18 protein-coding genes are annotated in these 20,376 nt (G+C 70.4%); 8 read left to right on the top strand and 10 right to left on the bottom strand.

Annotated features, from left to right (window positions below):
- The coding region (locus RR3_RS23195) for an MBL fold metallo-hydrolase (RefSeq protein WP_139278887.1) at positions 1 to 457 on the bottom strand (457 nt) is incomplete at its 3' end.
- A gap of 257 nt (positions 458 to 714) precedes the next feature.
- Between RR3_RS23195 and RR3_RS23200 the strand changes: the two genes are divergently transcribed.
- The 4 genes from RR3_RS23200 (at position 715) to RR3_RS23215 (ending at position 4,578) form a co-directional block, all read left to right on the top strand.
- Positions 715 to 1,314: a rhodanese-like domain-containing protein gene (locus tag RR3_RS23200; protein ID WP_010596415.1), complete on the top strand. Its 600-nt coding sequence runs from the start codon at positions 715 to 717 to the stop codon at positions 1,312 to 1,314.
- Between the two features lie 2 nt (positions 1,315 to 1,316).
- A complete protein-coding gene (locus RR3_RS23205; RefSeq protein ID WP_017682004.1) occupies positions 1,317 to 2,195 on the top strand; it encodes a sulfite exporter TauE/SafE family protein in 879 nt (292 codons plus the stop codon).
- 167 nt (positions 2,196 to 2,362) lie between these two features.
- On the top strand, positions 2,363 to 3,736 hold the full coding sequence (locus RR3_RS23210; RefSeq protein WP_010596412.1) for a wax ester/triacylglycerol synthase domain-containing protein: 1,374 nt from the start codon (positions 2,363 to 2,365) through the stop codon (positions 3,734 to 3,736).
- A 50-nt stretch (positions 3,737 to 3,786) separates the two neighbouring features.
- Positions 3,787 to 4,578: a hypothetical protein gene (locus tag RR3_RS23215; RefSeq protein ID WP_010596411.1), complete on the top strand. Its 792-nt coding sequence runs from the start codon at positions 3,787 to 3,789 to the stop codon at positions 4,576 to 4,578.
- Here the strand turns inward: RR3_RS23215 and RR3_RS23220 are convergent.
- The 3 genes from RR3_RS23220 to RR3_RS23230 all read right to left on the bottom strand — a co-directional run bounded on the left by RR3_RS23220 (position 4,575) and on the right by RR3_RS23230 (position 6,577).
- Entirely contained in the window at positions 4,575 to 5,372 is a 798-nt protein-coding gene (locus RR3_RS23220) for an Fpg/Nei family DNA glycosylase (protein WP_010596410.1), read from the bottom strand. The genes RR3_RS23215 and RR3_RS23220 overlap by 4 nt on opposite strands.
- Positions 5,373 to 5,392: 20 nt before the next feature.
- Positions 5,393 to 5,872 (bottom strand): ribose-5-phosphate isomerase, encoded by a 480-nt coding sequence (locus RR3_RS23225; RefSeq protein WP_064066591.1) that lies wholly within the window; start codon positions 5,870 to 5,872, stop codon positions 5,393 to 5,395.
- A gap of 84 nt (positions 5,873 to 5,956) precedes the next feature.
- The gene (locus RR3_RS23230) at positions 5,957 to 6,577 is read right to left on the bottom strand and encodes a mycothiol-dependent nitroreductase Rv2466c family protein (protein WP_010596408.1); all 621 of its coding nucleotides are present in this window, start codon (positions 6,575 to 6,577) and stop codon (positions 5,957 to 5,959) included.
- A 139-nt stretch (positions 6,578 to 6,716) separates the two neighbouring features.
- On the opposite strand from RR3_RS23230, the gene RR3_RS23235 reads away from it, so the two are divergent.
- Together RR3_RS23235 and pepN are read left to right on the top strand one after the other, a co-directional pair.
- Positions 6,717 to 7,961 carry an NAD(P)/FAD-dependent oxidoreductase gene (locus tag RR3_RS23235; protein WP_017682000.1) on the top strand — a complete coding sequence of 415 codons (1,245 nt, stop codon included), beginning with the start codon at positions 6,717 to 6,719 and terminating at the stop codon, positions 7,959 to 7,961.
- Between the two features lie 62 nt (positions 7,962 to 8,023).
- A complete protein-coding gene (gene pepN, locus RR3_RS23240; RefSeq protein WP_017681999.1) occupies positions 8,024 to 10,606 on the top strand; it encodes an aminopeptidase N in 2,583 nt (860 codons plus the stop codon).
- Between the two features lie 81 nt (positions 10,607 to 10,687).
- Here the strand turns inward: pepN and RR3_RS23245 are convergent, their stop codons facing one another.
- The 3 genes from RR3_RS23245 to RR3_RS23255 all read right to left on the bottom strand — a co-directional run bounded on the left by RR3_RS23245 (position 10,688) and on the right by RR3_RS23255 (position 12,102).
- Complete coding sequence (locus RR3_RS23245) at positions 10,688 to 11,164, bottom strand: DUF5130 family protein (RefSeq protein WP_026138056.1); 477 nt, start codon at positions 11,162 to 11,164, stop codon at positions 10,688 to 10,690.
- Entirely contained in the window at positions 11,151 to 11,414 is a 264-nt protein-coding gene (gene ctaJ, locus RR3_RS23250; protein WP_064066590.1) for an aa3-type cytochrome oxidase subunit CtaJ, read from the bottom strand. The genes RR3_RS23245 and ctaJ overlap by 14 nt, the downstream gene beginning before the upstream one ends.
- 64 nt (positions 11,415 to 11,478) lie before the next feature.
- Positions 11,479 to 12,102, bottom strand: a complete 624-nt coding sequence (locus RR3_RS23255) for an HNH endonuclease (RefSeq protein ID WP_010596404.1) — start codon at positions 12,100 to 12,102, stop codon at positions 11,479 to 11,481.
- Positions 12,103 to 12,276: 174 nt separating this feature from the next.
- On the opposite strand from RR3_RS23255, the gene RR3_RS23260 reads away from it, so the two are divergent.
- A complete protein-coding gene (locus RR3_RS23260) occupies positions 12,277 to 12,669 on the top strand; it encodes a globin (protein WP_010596403.1) in 393 nt (130 codons plus the stop codon).
- Between the two features lie 64 nt (positions 12,670 to 12,733).
- Positions 12,734 to 14,323 (top strand): glycoside hydrolase family 13 protein, encoded by a 1,590-nt coding sequence (locus tag RR3_RS23265; RefSeq protein ID WP_017681997.1) that lies wholly within the window; start codon positions 12,734 to 12,736, stop codon positions 14,321 to 14,323.
- Positions 14,324 to 14,370: 47 nt separating this feature from the next.
- On the opposite strand, the gene RR3_RS23270 is transcribed toward RR3_RS23265, so the two are convergent.
- Genes RR3_RS23270 through RR3_RS23280 form a run of 3 tightly spaced genes read right to left on the bottom strand, consistent with a single transcriptional unit; the run spans position 14,371 to position 20,371 of the window.
- Positions 14,371 to 15,075 carry a DUF8010 domain-containing protein gene (locus tag RR3_RS23270; RefSeq protein WP_010596400.1) on the bottom strand — a complete coding sequence of 235 codons (705 nt, stop codon included), beginning with the start codon at positions 15,073 to 15,075 and terminating at the stop codon, positions 14,371 to 14,373.
- Positions 15,068 to 15,502, bottom strand: a complete 435-nt coding sequence (locus RR3_RS23275; protein ID WP_010596399.1) for an acyl-CoA thioesterase — start codon at positions 15,500 to 15,502, stop codon at positions 15,068 to 15,070. The genes RR3_RS23270 and RR3_RS23275 overlap by 8 nt, the downstream gene beginning before the upstream one ends.
- 51 nt (positions 15,503 to 15,553) lie before the next feature.
- Complete coding sequence (locus tag RR3_RS23280; RefSeq protein ID WP_230831780.1) at positions 15,554 to 20,371, bottom strand: NAD-glutamate dehydrogenase; 4,818 nt, start codon at positions 20,369 to 20,371, stop codon at positions 15,554 to 15,556.
- Positions 20,372 to 20,376: the final 5 nt, after the last annotated feature.

Genomic DNA, 20,376 nt, shown 5'->3' on the forward strand with positions numbered 1-20,376 from the left:
CTCCCAGGTTCACCAGATCCGGCCGGCCCACATCCCCGATGAACAGCGAATCCCCGGTCAGCACCGCCGTCGGCGTCGCGCCCGGATGCTCGCGCACCAGCACCGAGATCGACTCCCAGGTGTGCCCCGGGGTGGACAGGATCTCGAGGTCCACCTCCCCGAGCGAGAGGTGCTCGCCGTCGCGCAGCCGGCGGATCGGGTAGTCCGCCTCGGCGGCCTCGCCGAACCCGATCCACGCCCCGGTCGCCTCGAGCAGCTCGAGGTGCCCGGAGACGAAGTCGGCGTGGAAATGGGTGTTGATCACACCCTCGATGCTCAGCCCGTGCCTGCGCGCGTCGTCGAGGTACTCGGTGACGTCCCGGCGCGGATCGACCACGATCGCCCGGCCGGTGCCCTCGTCACCGATCAGGTACGACGCGTGCGACAGGCACTCGATGTAGTACTGCTCGAGAATCATTCGGTTCTCCCTCTCCTCGGCCGCGAAGACCGGTCGCGTTCTGCGTTGACCCCATCCTGACATATACCCCCCTGGGTATGTCAAGTACCCCCTGGGGTATGCGGGTGGAGTGCGTCACGAAGGCGACCCACGGCCTGTGTCCGCCTTGCATATACCCCCTCCCGTATGCTTATCATTGTCGCCGACATACCCCCCGGGGTTTATTGCCCACGGCGATCGCCCCTCGCGCGTTCGCGCCACCGACCCGAAAGGCCCCCATGACCGAGCCGAGCCCCGCAACCCTCGATCCCGCCGCCCTGCGCGAGCTCCTCGACTCCGGCAAGAACGTCCGCGTCGTGGACGTCCGCACACCCGGCGAGTTCGAGTCCGTGCACATCCCCGGCGCCTACAACGTCCCCCTGGACCTGCTGCGCGAGCACCGGGACGAGTTCCTCGCCCACCTCGACGAGAACGTCGTCCTCGTGTGCCGGTCGGGCCAGCGCGCCACCCAGGCCGAAGAGACCCTCCGCACGGCCGGGCTGTTCAACGTGCACATCCTCGAGGGCGGCATGACGGGCTGGGAAGCCAACGGCTTCTCCGTCAATCGCGGCGTCGAGCGCTGGGACCTCGAACGGCAGGTCCGCCTCGTCGCCGGCTCCCTCGTGCTGACCTCCGTCCTGGGCAGCATCGCGGTCCCCAAGCTCAAGTGGCTCGCCGCCGGTGTCGGCGGCGGCCTCACCTTCGCCGCGCTGTCCAACACCTGCGCGATGGGGATGCTGCTCTCCAAGCTGCCCTACAACCGCGGCGCCTCGTGTGATCCGCAGACCATCGTCGCCCAGCTGGTCGATTCGAAGACCGCTCCGGCCGAAAGGAACTGATCATGATCGCGCTGACCGTTGCGCTGGCGGTCCTCGTCGGCGTCACCCTCGGACTGCTCGGCGGCGGTGGATCGATCCTCACCGTCCCGCTGTTGGCGTACGTCGCCGGTATGGACGCCAAGGAGGCCATCGCCACCTCGCTGCTCGTCGTCGGCGTCACCAGCGCGGTCGGCGCGATCTCCCACGCGCGGGCAGGCCGCGTCCAGTGGCGCACCGGCATCCTGTTCGGCCTGGCCGGCATGGTCGGCGCCTACGCCGGCGGCCTGCTCTCGCGCTTCGTTCCCGGCAGCATCCTGCTGCTCGCCTTCGCCGCGATGATGATCGCCACCGCCATCGCGATGCTCCGCGGCCGCAAGAACAAGACCGCGGCTTCGGACGGCACCCACTCGATGCCGGTCGGCAAGATCCTCCTCGACGGCGTGGTCGTCGGCCTGGTCACCGGCCTCGTCGGCGCCGGCGGCGGGTTCCTCGTCGTGCCGGCCCTCGCCCTGCTCGGCGGACTGCCCATGCCCGTCGCCGTCGGCACCTCGCTGATCGTGATCGCCATGAAGTCCTTCGCCGGCCTCGGCGGCTACCTGTCCACCGTGCAGATCGACTGGCGCCTGGCGGCGATGGTCACCGCCGCCGCCGTCGTCGGCAGCCTCATCGGCGGACGCCTGACCTCCATGGTCGACCCGGACTCGCTGCGCAAGGGCTTCGGCTGGTTCGTCCTGATCATGTCCTCGGTCATCCTCGCCCAGGAGATTCATCCTCTGGTCGGCATCGCCGCAGCGGTACTCACCCTCGTCGCCGCCGGCACCACCTTCGCCTGCAGCCGCAGTACCCACTGCCCCCTGCAGCGACTCGGACGACGGACGGAAGCCGCCACCTCGGCCGCCTGACGGCCGCACAACCCGGACGAAAGTCACTATCGATACCACGGCCCGGCGCCTAGAGTTCGGAGTATCCGCTCCGGATTCCGCGCCGGGCCGTGGTGCCGTCCCCGGTCCGACGGTGCGGACGGAGCGAAACCCGATCGTCCCGGCGGCCCGTGTGAGAAGTTACCGAGATGAGCAACGCAGCCGACCGTCACATGCAGCAGACGGACTACCTCACCTGGAGCATGGAGCGCGACCCCGCGCTGCGCTCGACGATCGTGGCCGTCGTCCTGCTCGACGCCTCACCCGACTGGGACCGTCTGTGCGAGATGATGGACCGCGGCACCCGCGAGGTGCCCAGCTTCCGCCATCGCGTGGTCGAGGTGCCCTTCGGGCTCGCGCCGCCACGATGGGTCGCGGATGCGAACTTCGACCTGTCCTGGCACATGCGCCGGGTCTCGCTGCCCGGGCCGGCAAACTTCGACGACGTCCTGGAGTTCGCTCGGACCACGGCCATGGCCGCGTTCGACAAGGACCGGCCGCTGTGGGAGATGACGGTGGTCGACGGACTCGCCGGCGGTCAGGCCGCGCTGCTGATCAAGGTGCACCACGCGCTCACCGACGGAATCGGCGGTATGCAGATCACTGCGCGGCTGGTCGACTTCGACCGCGACGGCACGCCCCGCGAACCCGCCCCGGAACCGCCCGCCCCGGAGTCCCCGGACAGCCTGGACCTGGCCGCCGAGGCGATCGGCTGGGACTGGTCGCAGCTCCGCGGACTGGCGGGACGCGGGCTGGCCTCGATCTGGCCGACCACCCGGGCCGTCGTGACGAACCCGATCGGTTCCGCCCGTAGTGCCGCGGGGGTCGCGGTGTCCGTCGCCCGTTACCTGCGCCCGATCCTGCGACTGGAATCCCCGGTCATGACGCAACGCAGCCTCAGCCGCCGGCTCCACGTGATCGACGTGCCGCTCGACCGGCTGCGCGATGCCGCTCACCGCGGCGGCGCCACCCTCAACAGCGCCTTCCTCACCGCAGTCCTCGTCGGCCTCGCCGACTACCACCGCCGCCACGGGACCGACGTCGACGAGCTACGGGTCACGATGCCGCTGAGCATCCGCACCGAGCAGGACACCCTCGGCGGCAACCGGATCAACCTCGCGCGTTTCCCGCTGCCCGTGCGTTCCGACGATCCCCTCACGCTCATGCAGGAGGTGAACAAGATCGTCGAGGGCTGGCGGCACGAGCCTGCGGTGCCGATGGCGCAGGCCCTCGCCACCCCTCTCAATCTGCTCCCCCCGGCTGTCGTCGGCGAGATGCTCAAGCACGTCGACTTCCTCGCCTCGAACGTGCCGGGGTCGCCGGTGCCGCTCTACATGGCCGGCGCGAAGGTCGAACGGTACTACGCGTTCGGTCCCACCCTCGGCTCGGCGTTCAACGTCACCCTGATGTCGTATCTGCACACGTGCTGCGTCGGATTCACTCTCGACACGGGCGCGGTTCCCGACCTCGAGGTGTTCGACGACTGCATGCGCGGCGGATTCCACGCCGTCCTCGACGCCTGAGCCGCCGGTAGGCTGGACGTCGACCGTCCAGTCCGCCGGAAGGGACCGCCGTGGAACTCCTACTGATCGTCGCCGTCCTCGTCGCCGTCGTGTTCCTGGTGTCCGCGGCGCAACGGAACAAGTCGGGGCGCGGAGCCCACGAACTCGACGACGCGAAGGCCGATGCCCGCCAGGCCATCGAACGGCTCGGCGGGCAGATCTACAACCTCTCCGGCACGGACGCCGCATCCAAGCAGGCGCTCGCCGATGCGTCCGAGCGCTACACCGCCGCCGGATCACAGATCGAGCAGGCCCGGACGCCGGTGCAGGCGCGGCTGGCCAAGCAGACCGCTCTCGAGGGGCTGTACTACATCCGCGCCGCTCGTCTCGCGATGGGCATGGATCCCGGTCCCGAGATCCCCACGCTGGACGGCCAGCAGACGGCCGGCCGGGTGACCGAGAACCGAGAGATCGATTTCGAGGGACGCAAGGTGGCGGCCTCACCGGCCCCGTCGTCGCGCACCCCGAACTACTTCCCGGGCGGTCGCGTCGCGGGCCGGCCGGTACCGGCCGGCTGGTACTCCGAGCCCTGGTGGAAGCCCGCCCTCGTCGCGGGGGCGTGGGGCGTCGGATCGATGCTGCTGTTCTCGGCGATGTTCTCCGGCATGGCCGGGGTGCCCTACGACGCACAGGCGTTCGAGCAGGGCTTCGACTCCGGATACGACCAGGGCCTCGAGGCCGGCCAGGACGGCGGGGACTACGGCGACGCCGGTGGTGACTACGGCGGCGGTGACTACGGCGGCGGTGACTACGGTGGCGGCGACTTCGGGGCCGGCGGCGACTTCGGCGGTTTCGACTTCTAGCCCGTCTGGCAGGCGGGGCACCAGAACAGGTTGCGGCCCTGCATGATCGAGTGCAGGACGGGTGTGGTGCACAACCGGCAGGGCTCACCGGCACGCCGGTAGACGTAGGTCCGGGGACGGCCCTTCGCGTAGGCCGGTGCCCCGCGGTCGTGTTCGCGTCGCACGACGTGGATCGCGCCGCGTCGCACTCCCGTCCGCATCAGCACGACGAGATCGTCCCAGATGCCGTCGAACTCGGCTCGGGTGAGATCACGTCCGGGGCGCTGCGGATGGATGCCGTGCCGGAACAGGACTTCGGCCCGGTAGATGTTGCCCACCCCCGAGATCACCGACTGGTCCATGAGAAGCGAGCCGATGGCACTGCGGGACTTGCAGATTCGCGCCCACGCCCGCTCGGGGTCGGCGTCCTTCCGCAACGGGTCGGGGCCGATCCGCGCGGCGATCGCCGCCACCTCGTCCGGGGTGAGGACCTCGCACGCGGTCGGACCGCGCAGGTCGGTGCCGTACTCGGCGCCGACCATGCGCATCCGTACCTGCCCGACCGGGTCCGGCATCGGAACCGGCGCCTCCGTGAACGAGCCGTACAGACCCAGGTGCACGTGCACCGTCAGGCCGTTGTCGTAGTGGTGCCACAGATGCTTGCCGAGAGCCTCGGCCCGGAGCAGCACCCGGCCGTCGACGAGCGCCGCATCGCCGGCGAAGCGCCCCTGCGGGCTCGACACCCGCAGGGGCGCACCCGAGAAACGCCGCTGGTGCAACCGGGCGAGCCGGTGCAGGGATGGTCCCTCCGGCACGGTCGATCAGGCTCCGTTCGTCAGGACGGCGCGCCGGGAACTTCCGGGGCCTGCCCGGTCTTCTCGTACTCGCTCAGGATGTCGATGCGCCGCTGGTGCCGTTCCTCCCCCGACCACGGGGTGGCGACGAACGCGTCGACGATGGCCAAGGCGTCCTCGAGGCTGTGCATGCGCCCACCGATGCCGATGAGCTGCGCGTTGTTGTGCTCGCGGGCCAGCTTGGCGGTCTCCACGCTCCACGCGAGGGCACAGCGGGCACCCGACACCTTGTTCGCCGCGATCTGCTCGCCGTTGCCGCTGCCGCCGAGAACGATGCCGAGGCTGCCTTCGTCGGCGACGACGCGGCGCGCGGCCTCGATGCAGAACGCCGGGTAGTCGTCGAGGGCGTCGTACTCGTACGCGCCACAGTCGACGGCCTCGTGGCCGTTGGCGGTGAGGTGTTCGATGATCTGGTTCTTACGTTCGAAGCCGGCGTGGTCGGCACCCAGGTAAACGCGCATGGCGTCGAGAATAGGCGGCTGCGCCGCCGGTGTGTCCTTTGGGCGGCTGTAGCCGCCCAAAGGACACACCGGCGCCGAAGGCGCCTACTCGAAGCTCGGGTCCTCGGTGCGCGTGCGCTTGAGTTCGAAGAAGTGCGGGTACGACGCCATGGCCACCACCCCGTCCCACATCCGCCCTGCCTCCTCGCCGCGCGGGATCCGCGAGAGGACCGGACCGAAGAATGCCACGCCGTTGACGTGGATGGTCGGCGTGCCGACATCCGGACCGACCGCGTCCATGCCGGCGGCGTGGCTGGTGCGCAGCGCCTCGTCGTAGGCGTCGGTCTCGGCCGCTCGCGCGAGGTCCGGATCCAGGCCCAGGTCGGCGAGGGACTTGGCGATCACCGCCGGGAAGTCCTTGTTGTCCTCGTCGTGGATCTGCGTGCCCATCGCCGTGTACAGCGGTTCGAGGACCTCGTCGCCGTACTTCTGCGCCGCGGCGATCGCCACGCGCACCGGGCCCCATGCCCTGGTCATCAGCTCCCGGTAGTTCTCAGGCAGGTCGTCGTTGCCCTCGTTGAGCACGGCAAGGCTCATCACGTGGAACTTCGCCTCGATGTCGCGGACCTGCGCCACCTCCAGGATCCAGCGCGAGGTGATCCAGCACCAGGGGCACAACGGGTCGAACCAGAAGTCGGCGGTGTCCTTCGAGATCGGGTCGCTCACGGGGTCTCCTCGCTGCAGAAATTCGGACTACGGTCCGATTCAACGCCGGTCGTCGTCGGATTCTTCCCGAACCGCCGGTTCCCGCGCCTCCACCGACGTACCGTCGAAGGACCGGTGCCGCACGGAACGGGGATGCGCGATGTCCAACGAGAAGCTCTTCGTCATCGTCGGCGGTGGGCTCGCCGGCGCCAAGACGGCCGAGCAGTTGCGCGCCCGCGACTTCCCCGGCCGGATCCTCCTCCTGGGCGAGGAGGAACACCTCCCCTACGAGCGACCACCGCTGTCGAAGGACTACTTCGCCGGCAAGAAGCAGCTTGCGGAGTTCACCGTGCAGCACGGTGACTGGTACCGCGACCACCGGGTCGAGGTCGAACTCGGCGTCACCGTCACCGCCCTCGACCCGGGAGCCCACACCGTCACCCTGCCCGACGGTTCCACCGTGCGCTACGACAAGCTCGCCCTCGCGACGGGTTCGCGCCCGCGACGGATCCTGCTGCCAGGCATCGACGCCGCGGGCGTGCACATGCTGCGCACCGTCGAGCAGTCCGACGCGCTGCTCGCGGCCGTCCGCCGCGACGAGGGTCCGGCGCCGCACCTGGCGATCGTCGGCGCCGGCTGGATCGGTCTCGAGATCGCTGCCGGGGCGCGCGGACACGGCGCCGACGTGACCGTCGTCGAAGCCGCCGCCCAGCCGCTGTCCGGCGCACTCGGCGAGCAGATGGGCGCCGTGTTCGCGGACCTGCACCGGAGCCACGGTGTGGACCTGCGTCTGTCGACGACGGTGTCGGAGATCCTCACCGTCGAAGGCCGTGCCACCGGCCTGCGCCTCGGCGACGGCACCGAGATCCGGGCCGACGCGGTCCTCGTCGCCGTGGGGGCGCAGCCCAACGTCGAACTCGCCCGCGACGCGGGACTGACCGTGGCGAGCGACGGCGTGGCAGTCGATGCGTCTCTCGCGACGAGCGATCCCGACATCGTCGCGGTCGGCGACATCGCCGCCGCCGAGCATCCGCTGCTGCGGACCCGGATCCGGGTCGAACACTGGGCCAACGCGCTCAACCAGCCCGACGTGGCGGCCGCCACCATGCTGGGCCGGCCCGCCTCCTACGACCGCCTGCCCTACTTCTTCACCGACCAGTACGACCTGGGCATGGAGTACGTCGGGCACGCACCCGCCGAGGCGCGGGTGATCACCCGCGGCGACGTCGGCTCCCGGCAGTTCCTCGCGTTCTGGCTCGACGCGGCCGGCCGGGTCCGCGCCGGGATGAACGTCAACATCTGGGACGCGGGCGACGACATCCGCGCGCTGATCTCCTCCGGCGAATCCGTCGACCCGCACCGGCTCTCCGATCCGCAGGTGCCCCTCGCGGAGGTCGCCGGGTGAACCGGTCCCTCACATGATGGGATGGCACCCGAGTCGCATCCCGTCTTGAGAAGGAGTCTTCCGTGGCACCACCGAATCTGACCCGCGAGCAGGCGGCCGAGCGGTCCGCGGTCCTGACCGTCGACAACTACCGCATCGAGCTGGATCTGACCGACGGCGCGGGCGCTGCGGGAACGACCACGTTCCGTTCGACCACCACCATCACATTCGACGCCACGGACGGTGCGTCGACCTTCGTCGACCTGATCGCTCAGTCCGTGCACTCGGCCACCCTCAACGGCAAGTCCGTCGACGTCTCCGGATACACCGAGGAGAACGGGATCGCGCTGAGCGGACTGGCCGCGCGCAACGAACTCACCGTCGAGGCGGACTGCCTCTACACGAACACCGGCGAGGGCCTGCACCGGTTCGTCGACCCCACCGACGACGCGGTCTACCTGTACTCGCAGTTCGAGACCGCCGACGCGAAGCGGATGTTCGCGTGCTTCGACCAGCCGGACCTGAAAGCCACGTTCGACATCGCGGTGACCGCGCCGGCGGACTGGTCGGTGATCTCCAACTCCGAGACCGTGCACAACGTCGCCGCGGAGCCGGGCCGGCACGTCTTCCGTACCACCCCGCGGATGAGCACCTACCTCGTCGCGCTGATCGCCGGGCCGTACGCGCAGTGGACCGACGTCTACACCGACGAACACGGCACCATCCCCCTCGGCATCTACTGCCGCGCCTCGCTGGCGGAGTTCATGGACGCCGACCGGCTGTTCACCGAAACCAAGCAGGGCTTCGAGTTCTACCACGAGAACTTCGGCCTGCCCTACGCGTTCGGCAAGTACGACCAGCTGTTCGTCCCCGAGTTCAATGCCGGCGCGATGGAGAACGCCGGCGCGGTGACGTTCCTCGAGGACTACGTCTTCCGCTCCAAGGTCACCCGCTACTCGTACGAACGCCGCGCCGAGACCGTACTCCACGAGATGGCGCACATGTGGTTCGGCGACCTGGTGACCATGCGCTGGTGGGACGACCTGTGGCTCAACGAGTCGTTCGCGACCTTCGCGTCGGTGCTGTGCCAGTCGCGGGCCACCGAGTACACGAACGCGTGGACCACGTTCGCGAACGTCGAGAAGTCGTGGGCCTACCGCCAGGACCAGCTGCCCTCGACCCATCCGATCGCCGCGGACATCCCCGACCTCGCGGCGGTGGAGGTCAACTTCGACGGCATCACCTACGCCAAGGGCGCGTCCGTGCTCAAGCAGCTCGTCGCCTACGTCGGGGAGGAACCGTTCCTGGCGGGCCTGCGGGAGTACTTCCGCGAGCACGCCTTCGCCAATGCCACGTTCGACGACCTGCTCGCGGCGCTGGAGAAGTCGTCCGGCCGGGACCTGTCGGGATGGGGCGCGCAGTGGCTCAAGACCACCGGCCTGAACATCCTGCGTCCCGACTTCGACGTCGACGACGACGGGCGGTTCACCCGTTTCGCGGTGATCCAGGAGGGTGCCGATCCGGGCGCCGGGGAACATCGGGTGCACCGGCTGGCGATCGGGGTCTACGACGACGACGGCTCGGGCAAGCTGCTCCGCACGCACCGCGTCGAGATCGATCTCGACGCCACCGAGCGCACCGAGGTGCCGGAACTCGTCGGCGTGGACCGCGGCCGGCTCGTGCTCGTCAACGACGACGACCTCACCTACTGCTCGGTGCGTCTCGATCCCCGGTCGCTCGAGGTGCTGACGGACCGGATCGGCGACATCGCCGAGCCGTTGCCACGCACCTTGGCATGGTCCGCCGCATGGGAGATGACCCGGCAGGCCGAGATGAAGGCCCGCGACTTCGTGGCGCTGGTGCAGCGCGGTATCGCGACCGAGACGGAGGTCGGCGTGGTGCAGCGGTTGCTGATGCAGGCGCACACCGCGCTCGGCAGCTACGCCGACCCCGGCTGGGCGACCGAGCGGGGCTGGAACGACTACGCGAACCGGCTGCTGGAACTGGCCCGCGAGGCGCAGCCGGGCTCGGATCATCAGCTCGCGTTCGTCAACGCGTTGACCACGGCCCGGCTCGCGCCGTGGCACACCGAAGTGCTCGGCGAGCTGCTCGGTGCCGATCCGGCGAACGTCGGGCTGGCCGGACTGGTCGTCGACACGGATCTGCGGTGGCGGATCGTGCAGGCGCTGGCCGCGGCCGGCGAGATCGACGCCGAGGGGGTGGAGTCGCCGTTCATCGATGCCGAGGCCGAGCGAGATCCGACGGCTGCCGGCGCGCGGCAGGCCGCCACCGCGCGGGCGGCGCGGCCGCAGGAGGCCGTCAAGGAGCAGGTGTGGGAGACGGTGGTGGGCGACGATTCGATTCCGAACATCACCGCTCGCGCGATCATCGGCGGCTTCGCGCCGGCCGGACAGGGTGAGCTGCTCGAACGGTACGTCGCGCGGTACTTCGCCGACGTGCCGGGCGTGTGGGAGCGCCGCTCCAGCGAGGTCGCGCAGACCGTCGTCGTGGGGCTGTACCCGTCGTGGTCGATCAGCGAGTCGTCGGTGGCGGCGGCCGACGAGTTCCTCGCCGGTGATCACCCGCCGGCCCTGCGCCGGCTGATCAGCGAGGGTCGCGCGGGGATCGTCCGGTCGCTGAAGGCCCGGGCGTTCGACGCGTCCTAGCCGCCCTACGCGTGTGGCCGAATGTCACATCGCGTCGATCGATCGACGCGATGTGACATTCGGCCACAGCAACGAGGGGCTCTACGGCGCGGTGATCGCGTTCGCCATGACGCGGATCGCACTGACGATGCCGTCGATCAGGTCGCCCTGGCCGAACGACGAGATCGCCGCGGTCACGCCGAGCTGCGCGATCCGGTTGTCGACGCGGTCGGCGACGCCGCGTCCGCTGCGGATCTCGATGGCGCGCTGGTTCGGGTACACGGCGATGAGCACCGAGTTCGACGATTCCGGCGTGGTCGGGAACACCGCGTCGGTCGTGATCGCGGGATCTGCGGCGTCCGCGACGTACACGTTGAAGCGCACCTTCGTCGCCCGGGTGGCCTCGGTGAGCGCATCGTCGAGAGCGATCATGTCGCGGTCGCTGAACGGCGGGCCCTCGAACAGGCCGTCGAGGACACGGGTCCGGGAGATACGGCCGCTCGACGTCAGGGCCGCACCGTACGGCAGCTCCGCGGGAGCGACCGCCGTCCGGCTGTGCATCACGTCACCACTTGCCACTTGCCCTACCTCCGATCGGGTCGACCGGCGCGCCGGCGACGAGTTCATGATGCCCACCGTGATGGCCGTGCGTGGTGACCTCGTCGACCGCGCTCCACAGCATCGGCTCGTGGTCCCACTTCTCCCCGAGCTTGTACTCGGCGGGCCGCGTGCCCGGAAGCGGCTTCGTGAAGACGGAGAAGACCCCGAATATCACGATGATCGCCACCGGGATGGCAACGAATATGAGGGTTGTCTCGAGAATGCTCACACCGCAAACGGTAGCCCAGCATGTCCGATCCCGGCGCGCTTGCCCCGACTTGCGGCGACGTCGGTCAGGCCGCGCCCTCGCCGAGGTACGGCAACCAGGTCGGATGCAGCTCCGGCAGCGTCGCCAGCAGCCGCCAGTGCCGGCCCTTGGGGGGCACGAGCGCGGCGCGCAGCGTCCAGCCGAGTTCGCTGAGCAGCTTGTCGGCCTTGCGGTGGTTGCACGACGCGCAGCACGCCACACAGTTCTCCCACGAGTGTTCCCCACCGCGGCTGCGCGGCACCACGTGGTCGATGGTCTCGGCCTTGGCGCCGCAGTAGGCGCACCGATTCCGGTCGCGGTGCATGAGCGCGGCCCGCGTCATCGGCACCCGCGCGTGGTACGGCACGTGCACGAAGGTCCGCAGGCGGATCACCCACGGGATCTGCACGGCCCACTCCGCGGAGCGCACCAACGGGCCGAGCGGGTCGTCGTGCACGGTGTCGGCCTTGCCGCCGGCCATGAGCACGACCGCACGACGGGCGGGCAACGCGGTGAGCGGCTCGTAGGTGGCATTGAGCAGAAGTACGCGGCGTTTGACCCAATCCGGGACGGCGTCGTCGCGTACGACACACAGGGAGTTGGCCCCCGGCGCCCCGGTGGGGGCGTCGGCGGGCGGGAGTTGTCGATGTGCGCTGCGTCGGTGCTTCATACGACCTCCGGAAGACTGCTCACAAGTTGACCACGGATCTACGCACGTCGCACCCCGATTCTGCGGACTTTCCGGGTCGCGGAGGTGAACATCCGGTACCGGCGACATGCGGCTCGGGCGCGTCCCCACCGAACCGGCACAATGGACGAGCGAGAGGAACGGTGAGCAGAACCCATGAGTGACGAGCAGACCTTCTACGACGCGGTCGGCGGCGCCGAGACCTTCCACAAGCTCACGGCGCGGTTCTACGAGGAAGTGGCCAAGGACGAGATCGTCCGCCCGCTGTACCCCGAGGAGGACCTCGGGCCCGCGGAACGTCGCATGCGGATGTTCCTCGAGCAGTACTGGGGCGGACCGCGCACCTACTCGGACGAGCGCGGGCACCCGCGGCTGCGGATGCGCCACCACCCGTTCCGGATCGGTCCGCTCGAACGCGACGCCTGGTTGCGCTGCATGCACACCGCCATCGCCTCGATCGATTCGCAGACGCTCGACGACGCGCACCGCAGCCAGTTGATCGCGTACATGGAGATGGCGGCGGACTCGATGATGAACTCGCCGATCTGACGACGGGCCGGGGCGGCGACATTCGAGTCGTGGCCCACCTGTCGGTTTGGCACTATGGGTGGCTGTGAGCACTCCCCCCGGCACCCCTGAACAACGCTGGTGGGCGGACGCCGTCTTCTACCAGGTGTACCCCCGCTCGTTCGCCGACTCCGACGGAGACGGCGTCGGCGACCTCGACGGGATCCGCGACAAGCTCGGATACCTGGAGCTGCTGGGAGTCGACGCGATCTGGCTGAACCCGGTGATGCGCTCCCCGATGGCCGACCACGGCTACGACGTGTCCGATCCGCGCGACGTCGACCCCCTGTTCGGCGACCTGGCCGCCCTCGACGCCCTGATCGAGGCCGCGCACGCGCGCCGGATCCGTGTCGTGATGGACCTGGTCCCCAACCACACGAGCTCCGAACATCCCTGGTTCCGGGAGGCCCTGGCCGCCGCGCCCGGCAGCCCCGCGCGGGCCCGCTACCACTTCCGGGACGGACGCGGGCCGAACGGCGACCTGCCGCCGAACAACTGGCCGAGTGTGTTCGGCGGCCCCGCATGGTCCCGCGTGACCGACCCCGACGGCGCGCCCGGCCAGTGGTACCTGCACCTGTTCGCGCCGGAGCAGCCGGACCTGAACTGGCGCAACGACGAGGTGTTCGAGGACCTGGAGAAGACCCTGCGCTTCTGGCTCGACCGCGGCGTCGACGGCTTCCGCATCGACGTCGCGCACGGCATGGCCAAACCCGGCGGGCTGCCCGACTTCGACCACTGGGAACAGAACCGGCTGCTGCGGCACTTCGACGACGATCCCCGCTTCAACAACGCCGAGGTCCACGACATCCACCGCCGGATCCGCACGGTGCTCGACGAGTACCCGGACGCGGTGGCCGTCGGCGAGATCTGGGTGCACGACCATGTGCTGTTCTCGGAGTACCTGCGCCCCGACGAACTGCACCTGGCATTCAACTTCCATCTGGCACTCGCGAGCTGGGACGCCGCCCGGATCCGGGAGGCGATCGACACGTCGCTCGCCGCGGTCGCACCCATCGGTGGGGTCGCGACGTGGACGCTGTCCAATCACGACATCGAGCGTGAGGTGACCCGCTACGGCGGCGGGCCGCTCGGGCGCGACCGCGCGCGGGCGATGATCCTCGTCGAGCTGGCACTGCCCGGCGCGGCCTTCCTCTACAACGGTGCCGAACTCGGTCTGCCCAACGTCGACGACCTGCCCGAGGAGGTGCTGCAGGACCCGGTGTGGGAGCGGTCGGGGCACACCGACCGCGGCCGGGACGGGTGCCGGGTGCCGATGCCGTGGGAGGGCGCCCGGCCGCCGTTCGGCTTCACCACCGCAGCACAGACGTGGCTGCCGCAACCGGACGAGTGGTCCGAGCTGACCGTCGAGGCGCAACTCGAGGATGTCTCGTCCACCCTGTCGCTGTACCGGGCGGCGCTCGAGGCGCGACGGCGACGGCCGGAGTTCGACGGCCCCGACGTGGAGTGGTACGGCAGCCCACCCGGATGCCTGGCCTTCCGCCGGCCCGGGGGGCTGATCTGCGCCCTCAACACCACCGAGCACCCGGTGGAGATGCCGCCGGGCACGGTGATCCTGTCCAGCGCTCCGCTCGTGGACGGACAGCTGCGCGGCAACTGCGCGGCGTGGCTGATCTGACGGCACACTGCACGCCGACCGGGCCACTCACCCTGGTGCCGGCGGCGTCAGCGCACGCTGAGGCCGAGACCGCCCCCGCGACGGAGGTAGACCGATCCGTAGCGGGCGTCGAGCCGCAGCCACGTCGCCGTCGCCCGCACGCGCACCACCTCGGCCGGATCGATCCGGTCCAGGTCGATCTCCGCCGTCGCGCGGGCGCCGCCGGTGGGCACGAACCCCATCGCGTTGAGCGCGAACACCAGCCGCATCGGCACCCCGGCCCGCTCTCCCCCGCCGGCGACCTCGAGCACCTCCTGCGCGAGCAGCGACGACGGCGGTCCCTGTCCCTGCTCGCGGCTGAGCGCGACGCCGCGCTGCGCGAGGTCGACGAGAATGCGGGCGGGAACGTCGTCGAGGTGGACGTACCCGGTTTCCGGGGGCAGCGCGCCGCGCCACACCGAGTCCATCGCCCACCCGGGATCCACCCCGTCGTCGCCGGCGGCGACGAGGATCGCGCGCAGCCCGTCCGCGGCGACGGTCGTGTCCGGCGGGGCGACCGTGCCGCGCAGCACCCGGACGGCGAGGGCATCGAATCCGGTGTTCACCCAGGCCGAGAGGAGGCCGTCGCGCCGTTGCCGCAGCCGCACCACGGCGGCCTCGTCGAGACGGACCGCACGGGTGAGGAACGCGACGAGGTCGGCGCGGTCGACGGGGTCCGGGATCTGCAACCACCGTTCGGGTGCCGTCCCGGCCGCTCCGACGGCGTCAGTCACGACGCCACCGTTGCAGGTACTCGCGTTCGGGATCGGTGAGCCGGCGCAGCCGCTGGGTTCCGATGTCGAACGCCGCGATCTGGGTCGAGGCGACGACGGAGGCCGTGGCGTCGGCCGGCGCACCACCGGGCCGGACCTCGTAGCCGATGGTGAAGTCGACCGCCCGCACCCGCTCGATCCACATCAGCACGTCCAGGGGGCTGTCCTCGTGCCGCAACTGGCCGCGGTACCGCACGTGCAGGTCGGCGATCACGGCGCCTTCCCGCAGGTTCACGGTGGGCCGGCCGTCGGCGAACAACCACGGGATGCGGGCCTCCTCGAGGAGGGTGACCATGCGCGCGTGGTTGATGTGCTGGAACGCGTCCATGTCGGACCAGCGGACCTCCACCGCGGTGTGGAAGCCGAACTGTTCGGTCGCGTCGCTCACTGCGCGGTCCCCACGGCTCCACGGTGGTCGGCCCCGGCGTGCTTCAACTGTCTACCTCCTGTCGGGTGCGCCGGCGCGCACCATGCTCCTGACCTGACGCGCCGCCACGGACAGCGTCGCGAGGTCCAGGTTTCCAGACAGGAAGATCTCCTCGAGCGCCGACCTCGCGCGGCCGAGCCGCGAGCCGTTGGTCAGCTCCCAGTCCTCGATCATCTCGCGGGTGCTCTCGCCGGGTTCGGCCGTGGCGAGCACGTCGAGGGTGAGCGTGCGCAGCGACCCGTACAGCTCGTCGCGCAGGGCGAGCCGCGCCAGCGAGTGCCAGCGGTCGCCGCGTTCGAGGGACGTCACCGCCGAGAGCAGCCAGTCGATCCCCATGTGCGCGTCCATCGCGTAGTACAGCTCGGCGACCTCGGCCTCGTCCCGTTCGGCGATGTCGGCGATGTCGATCACGTCCAGCAGCGGGAACTGGTCGAGGAGGCGGAACACGTCCCACGTCAACTCCTCGGGGGCGCCGCGCGCGAGCAGCGGCTCGGCGCGCTCCTTCAGGTCCTGCACGTGGTGACCCTGCATCCACTCCCCCACGCGGGGGGCGAGCCGCGCGAACATCGCCCGGTACCGGCTGATCTCGGCGCCGACGGCCAGAGGTTGCGGCCGGTTCGACAGCAGCCACCGCGACGCCCGGTCGAGGACGCGGTGCGATTCGAGCAGCAGGTCGTCGGCGACGGCCGTGGTCGTGTCGGCGGAGCGGATGCGGGCCCACACGCCGGGCAGGTCGAAGATCTCGGTGACGGCGGCGTAGGCGCGGATGGCGTCGGTGCTCGATGCGCCGGCCTCCTCGGAGAGCCGGTAGACGTAGCTGATCCCGCCGTTGTCGACGGTCTCGTTGGCGAGGATGGTCGCGACGATCTGCCGGCGCAGGGGGTGGGACCGGATGCCGGCGCGGAAGGGTTCGCGCAGTTGCCTCGGGAAATAGCCGGGTAGCCGTCCGGCGAAGGTCTCGCTGTCGGGCAGGTCGGTGTCGAGCAGGTCGTCGGCGAGGGCGAGTTTGACGTGGGCGAGCAGGGTGGACAGCTCCGGCGAGGTGAGTCCCTCACCTTCGAGGCGGCGCCGCTCGATCTCGGCGTCGCCGGGCAGCGCCTCGAGGGACCGGTCGATCCCGCGCTCGGCGACGAGATCGGCGATCAGCCGCTGGTGCACCGCGAGCATCGTGGGGGCGCCGGTGCGGGAGTAGCCGAGCAGGTTGTTCTGGGAAATGTTGTCCTCGAGGACGATTCGCCCGACCTCGTCGGTCATGGATTCGAGCAGCGGATTGCGGTCGGCGGCGGCGAGCGCGCCGGCGGTGACCATCGAGTCGAGCAGGATCTTGATGTTGACCTCGTGGTCGGAGCAGTCGACCCCGGCGGAGTTGTCGATCGCGTCGGTGTTGATCTTGCCGCCGGCCCGGGCGTACTCGATGCGGCCGCGCTGGGTGACGCCGAGGTTGCCGCCCTCCCCCACCACCCGGGCGCGGAGGGTGCCGCCGTTGACGCGGACCGCGTCGTTGCTCTTGTCGCCCACGTCGGCGTCGGTTTCGGGAGCGGCCTTGACGTACGTGCCGATGCCACCGTTCCACAGCAGGTCCACCGGGGCGCGCAGGATCGCGCGGATCAGTTCGGGGGGCGAGAGCTCGGTGACGTCGTTGTCGAGTCCGAGCACGCTCCGCACCTCGGCGCTGAGGGGGACGGACTTGAGGGAGCGCTCCCATACCCCGCCGCCGGTGCTTATCAGGTCCGTGTCGTAGTCGGCCCACGACGAACGGGGCAGCTCGTACAGGCGGCGCCGCTCGGCGTACGAAGCGGCGGGCTCCGGATCGGGATCGAGGAAGATGTGCCGATGGTCGAACGCGGCCACCAACCGGATGTGCGTGCTCAGGAGCATTCCGTTGCCGAACACGTCGCCGCTCATGTCGCCGATGCCGGCGACGGTGAAGTCCTCGCTCTGGGTGTCGACGCCCAGTTCACGGAAGTGCCGCTTGACGCTCTCCCAGGCTCCGCGGGCGGTGATGCCCATCGCCTTGTGGTCGTAGCCGGCGGAGCCGCCGGAGGCGAAGGCGTCGCCGAGCCAGAACCCGTACTCGCGGGCGACCTCGTTGGCGAGGTCGGAGAAGGTGGCGGTGCCCTTGTCGGCGGCGACCACGAGGTAGGTGTCGTCGCCGTCGCGGCGGACGACCCGCGGCGGCGGCACGGCCACGCCCCGGGCGCGGTCGAGGTTGTCGGTGACGTCGAGCAGACCGGCGATGAACCGCCGGTAGCAGGCCTCGCCCTGCGCGCGCACGGCCTGCCGGTCGGCGGCCGCATCGCCGGTCGGCGAGACCGGACGCTTGACCACGAAGCCTCCCTTGGCGCCGACGGGGACGATGACGGCGTTCTTCACGGCCTGCGCTTTCGCGAGACCGAGGATCTCGGTGCGGAAGTCCTCCCGCCGGTCCGACCAGCGCAGGCCACCGCGGGCGACCGCCCCGAAACGCATGTGCACACCCTCGACGTCGGGGGCGTAGACGAACACCTCGAACTTCGGTCGCGGCTGGGGCAACTCGTCGATGCGGGTCGGGTCGAGTTTGAACGACAGGGCCCGGGCGGGTGCGGCGTCGGCGCGTGCGGGCGGGACGGCCCCGTCGTCGCCCGACACGAAGTAGTTGGTACGCAACGTCGCCCGGATCAGGCCGAAGAGGCCGCGCAGGATCCGGTCGGCGTCGAGACCGACGACGGCGTCGATCCGGCCGGCCAGTTCGGCGGTGGTGTCCTGCTCGCGGTCGGCGGACGCCTCGGCCGGGTCGAACATCGCCTCGAACAGCTCCGCGAGCAGCGCGGTGGTGGCCGGGTCGGCGAGCAGGACTCCTTCGATGTGGTACTGGCTGTAGGGGAAGCCGGCCTGCCGCAGGTACTTGGCGTAGGCGCGCAGCATCATGGCCTGCCGCCAGCCCATTCCGGCCCGCAGGACCAGTTCGTTGAACCGGTCCGGTTCCGACAATCCGTGCCACACGGCGGCGAACGCCGCGGTGAAGCGGGTGGTCACCTTCGGGTCGGGTTCGAGGTCGACGGGCAGGACCAGTCCGAAATCGTAGATCCAGCAGCTCATCCGGTCGGCGCGGATGATCTGGTACGGCCGCTCGTCGAGTACCTCGACGCCGAGGCTCTGCAGCACCGGCAGCACCTGGCTGAGGGTGATGCCCTCACTGCCGATGTAGAGCGTGAAACGCCAACGCCGTGGGTCGGCGCCGGGCCGCCGGTACAGCAGCAGGTCGATGCTGCCGTCCCGCAGCGCCTCGAGACGGGCGATGTCGGCCAGCGCCCGGTCTGCGTCGAAGTCCTCCTTGTAGCCGTCGGGCAGCACCTCCGCGTACCGCTGCACGAGCACGGGATCGACGGTGTGGTCGGTGGCGGCCAGGTCGGCGAGGTGATCGTCCCAGCTGCGGCTGGCCTCGGCGAGCAGGGCCTGGATGCGCAGCCGATTGTCCTCGGAGGTGTCGATCCGCGGCAGGGCCTGGCCCGGCGGCGTCCGGATGGTCACGTGCAGCAACGCCAGATCGCCCTCGGTGACCCGGGCGGTGTAGTGGATGGCACCTCCGCCGTACTCGCGCAGCAGGATCTGCTGCATCGCGACCCGCACGCGGGTGTTGTAGCGGTCACGGGGCAGGTAGATCAGGCACGAGACGAAGCGGCCGTAGGGATCGACCCGCACGAACAGCCGCAGTTGCCGGCGCATCGCGACGACCGCGGTGACGGTCTCGTGGAGGGTCTCGGTGTCGGCGGAGAACAGTTCCACCCGGGGCAGCGCCTGCAGCACCTCGAGCATGGCCTGTCCGGTGAACGACGACAGTTCCACGCCGGCGCGGGCCACCACCTCTCGTACCCGCCGGGCCAGCACCGGAATGTCGAGCACGTTCTCGTGCAGCGCGGTCACGGCGAGCACACCGAGGAACCGGTGCTCGCCGACGACCCGGCCGTCGGAGTCGAGAACGGCGACTCCCACGAAGTACGGGTACACCGAGCGGTGCACCGTGGCAGGCAGGGACGCCTGGGTGAGCACCAGCAGCGGGCGGTCGGCGGCCTCGACCGTTGCCGACATGTCGATCACGTCGTCGGCGGCCAGGTCGGAGCGCAGCACCCCGAGTCCGCTGCCCGGCACGGCGCGGGCATGGCGCGTTCCCGAGGCGTCGGCGACGACGTCGTAGCGCCGATAGCCGAGGACGGTGTAGTTGCCCCGCGCGAACCAGCGCAGCAGCGCCGCCGTCTCCCGCAGATCCTCCGCGGCGCGCCGCGGCGGCGGGTTCTCGGCGAGCGCGTCGAGTTCGGTGGCGAGATCGCGTTCCCGGACGAGCATTTCGGCGGTGTCCGCGCCGACCTGCCGGACGTCGGCGAGCACGCCCCCGATCTCGGTGCCGACCGCGTCGAGGGCGGCCTCGGCGGTGGCCGGATGCAACTGGACGTGTATCCACGACTCGGTGACGAAGCCGGACGGGGGCGTCGTGTCGGCCACCATCTCGCGCAGGCCGCCGTCCTCGTCGCGCCGGACGGACACGACGGGATGGACAAGTTCGCGGATGGCGACGCCGAGCCGGGTCAGCAGCGCGATGACGGATTCGACGAGCAGGGGCATGTCGTCGGTGACGATCTGCAGGGCGGCACCGATGTCCCATCGGTCGCCGGGCCGGTAGACGCGGGTCAGGACCTCGGCCTCGTGCCGCTGCCGGCCGAGGTCCAGGTGAGCGGCCAGGGCGCGCTCGGGGGCGTCGACGGTGTCCGCGTAGCGCCGGTAGCTGTCCTCGAGAGCGGATGCCGCGAGCTGCCGGTTCGGCGAAACCCCGTGGGGTGGGGCGGACTCGGCCATGGTGC

The sequence above is a fragment of the Rhodococcus ruber NBRC 15591 genome, from assembly GCF_001894945.1.
Lineage (GTDB): Bacteria > Actinomycetota > Actinomycetes > Mycobacteriales > Mycobacteriaceae > Rhodococcus > Rhodococcus ruber.

What these genes read in the sequence shown, in the direction of transcription:
- RR3_RS23280 (WP_230831780.1), bottom strand. Translation starts at nt 20,371, where the DNA reads ATGGCCGAGTCCGCCCCACCCCACGGGGTTTCGCCGAACCGGCAGCTC.
- RR3_RS23200 (WP_010596415.1), top strand. Translation starts at nt 715, where the DNA reads ATGACCGAGCCGAGCCCCGCAACCCTCGATCCCGCCGCCCTGCGCGAG.
- RR3_RS23235 (WP_017682000.1), top strand. Translation starts at nt 6,717, where the DNA reads ATGTCCAACGAGAAGCTCTTCGTCATCGTCGGCGGTGGGCTCGCCGGC.
- RR3_RS23255 (WP_010596404.1), bottom strand. Translation starts at nt 12,102, where the DNA reads ATGAAGCACCGACGCAGCGCACATCGACAACTCCCGCCCGCCGACGCC.
- RR3_RS23210 (WP_010596412.1), top strand. Translation starts at nt 2,363, where the DNA reads ATGAGCAACGCAGCCGACCGTCACATGCAGCAGACGGACTACCTCACC.
- RR3_RS23260 (WP_010596403.1), top strand. Translation starts at nt 12,277, where the DNA reads ATGAGTGACGAGCAGACCTTCTACGACGCGGTCGGCGGCGCCGAGACC.
- RR3_RS23205 (WP_017682004.1), top strand. Translation starts at nt 1,317, where the DNA reads ATGATCGCGCTGACCGTTGCGCTGGCGGTCCTCGTCGGCGTCACCCTC.
- RR3_RS23225 (WP_064066591.1), bottom strand. Translation starts at nt 5,872, where the DNA reads ATGCGCGTTTACCTGGGTGCCGACCACGCCGGCTTCGAACGTAAGAAC.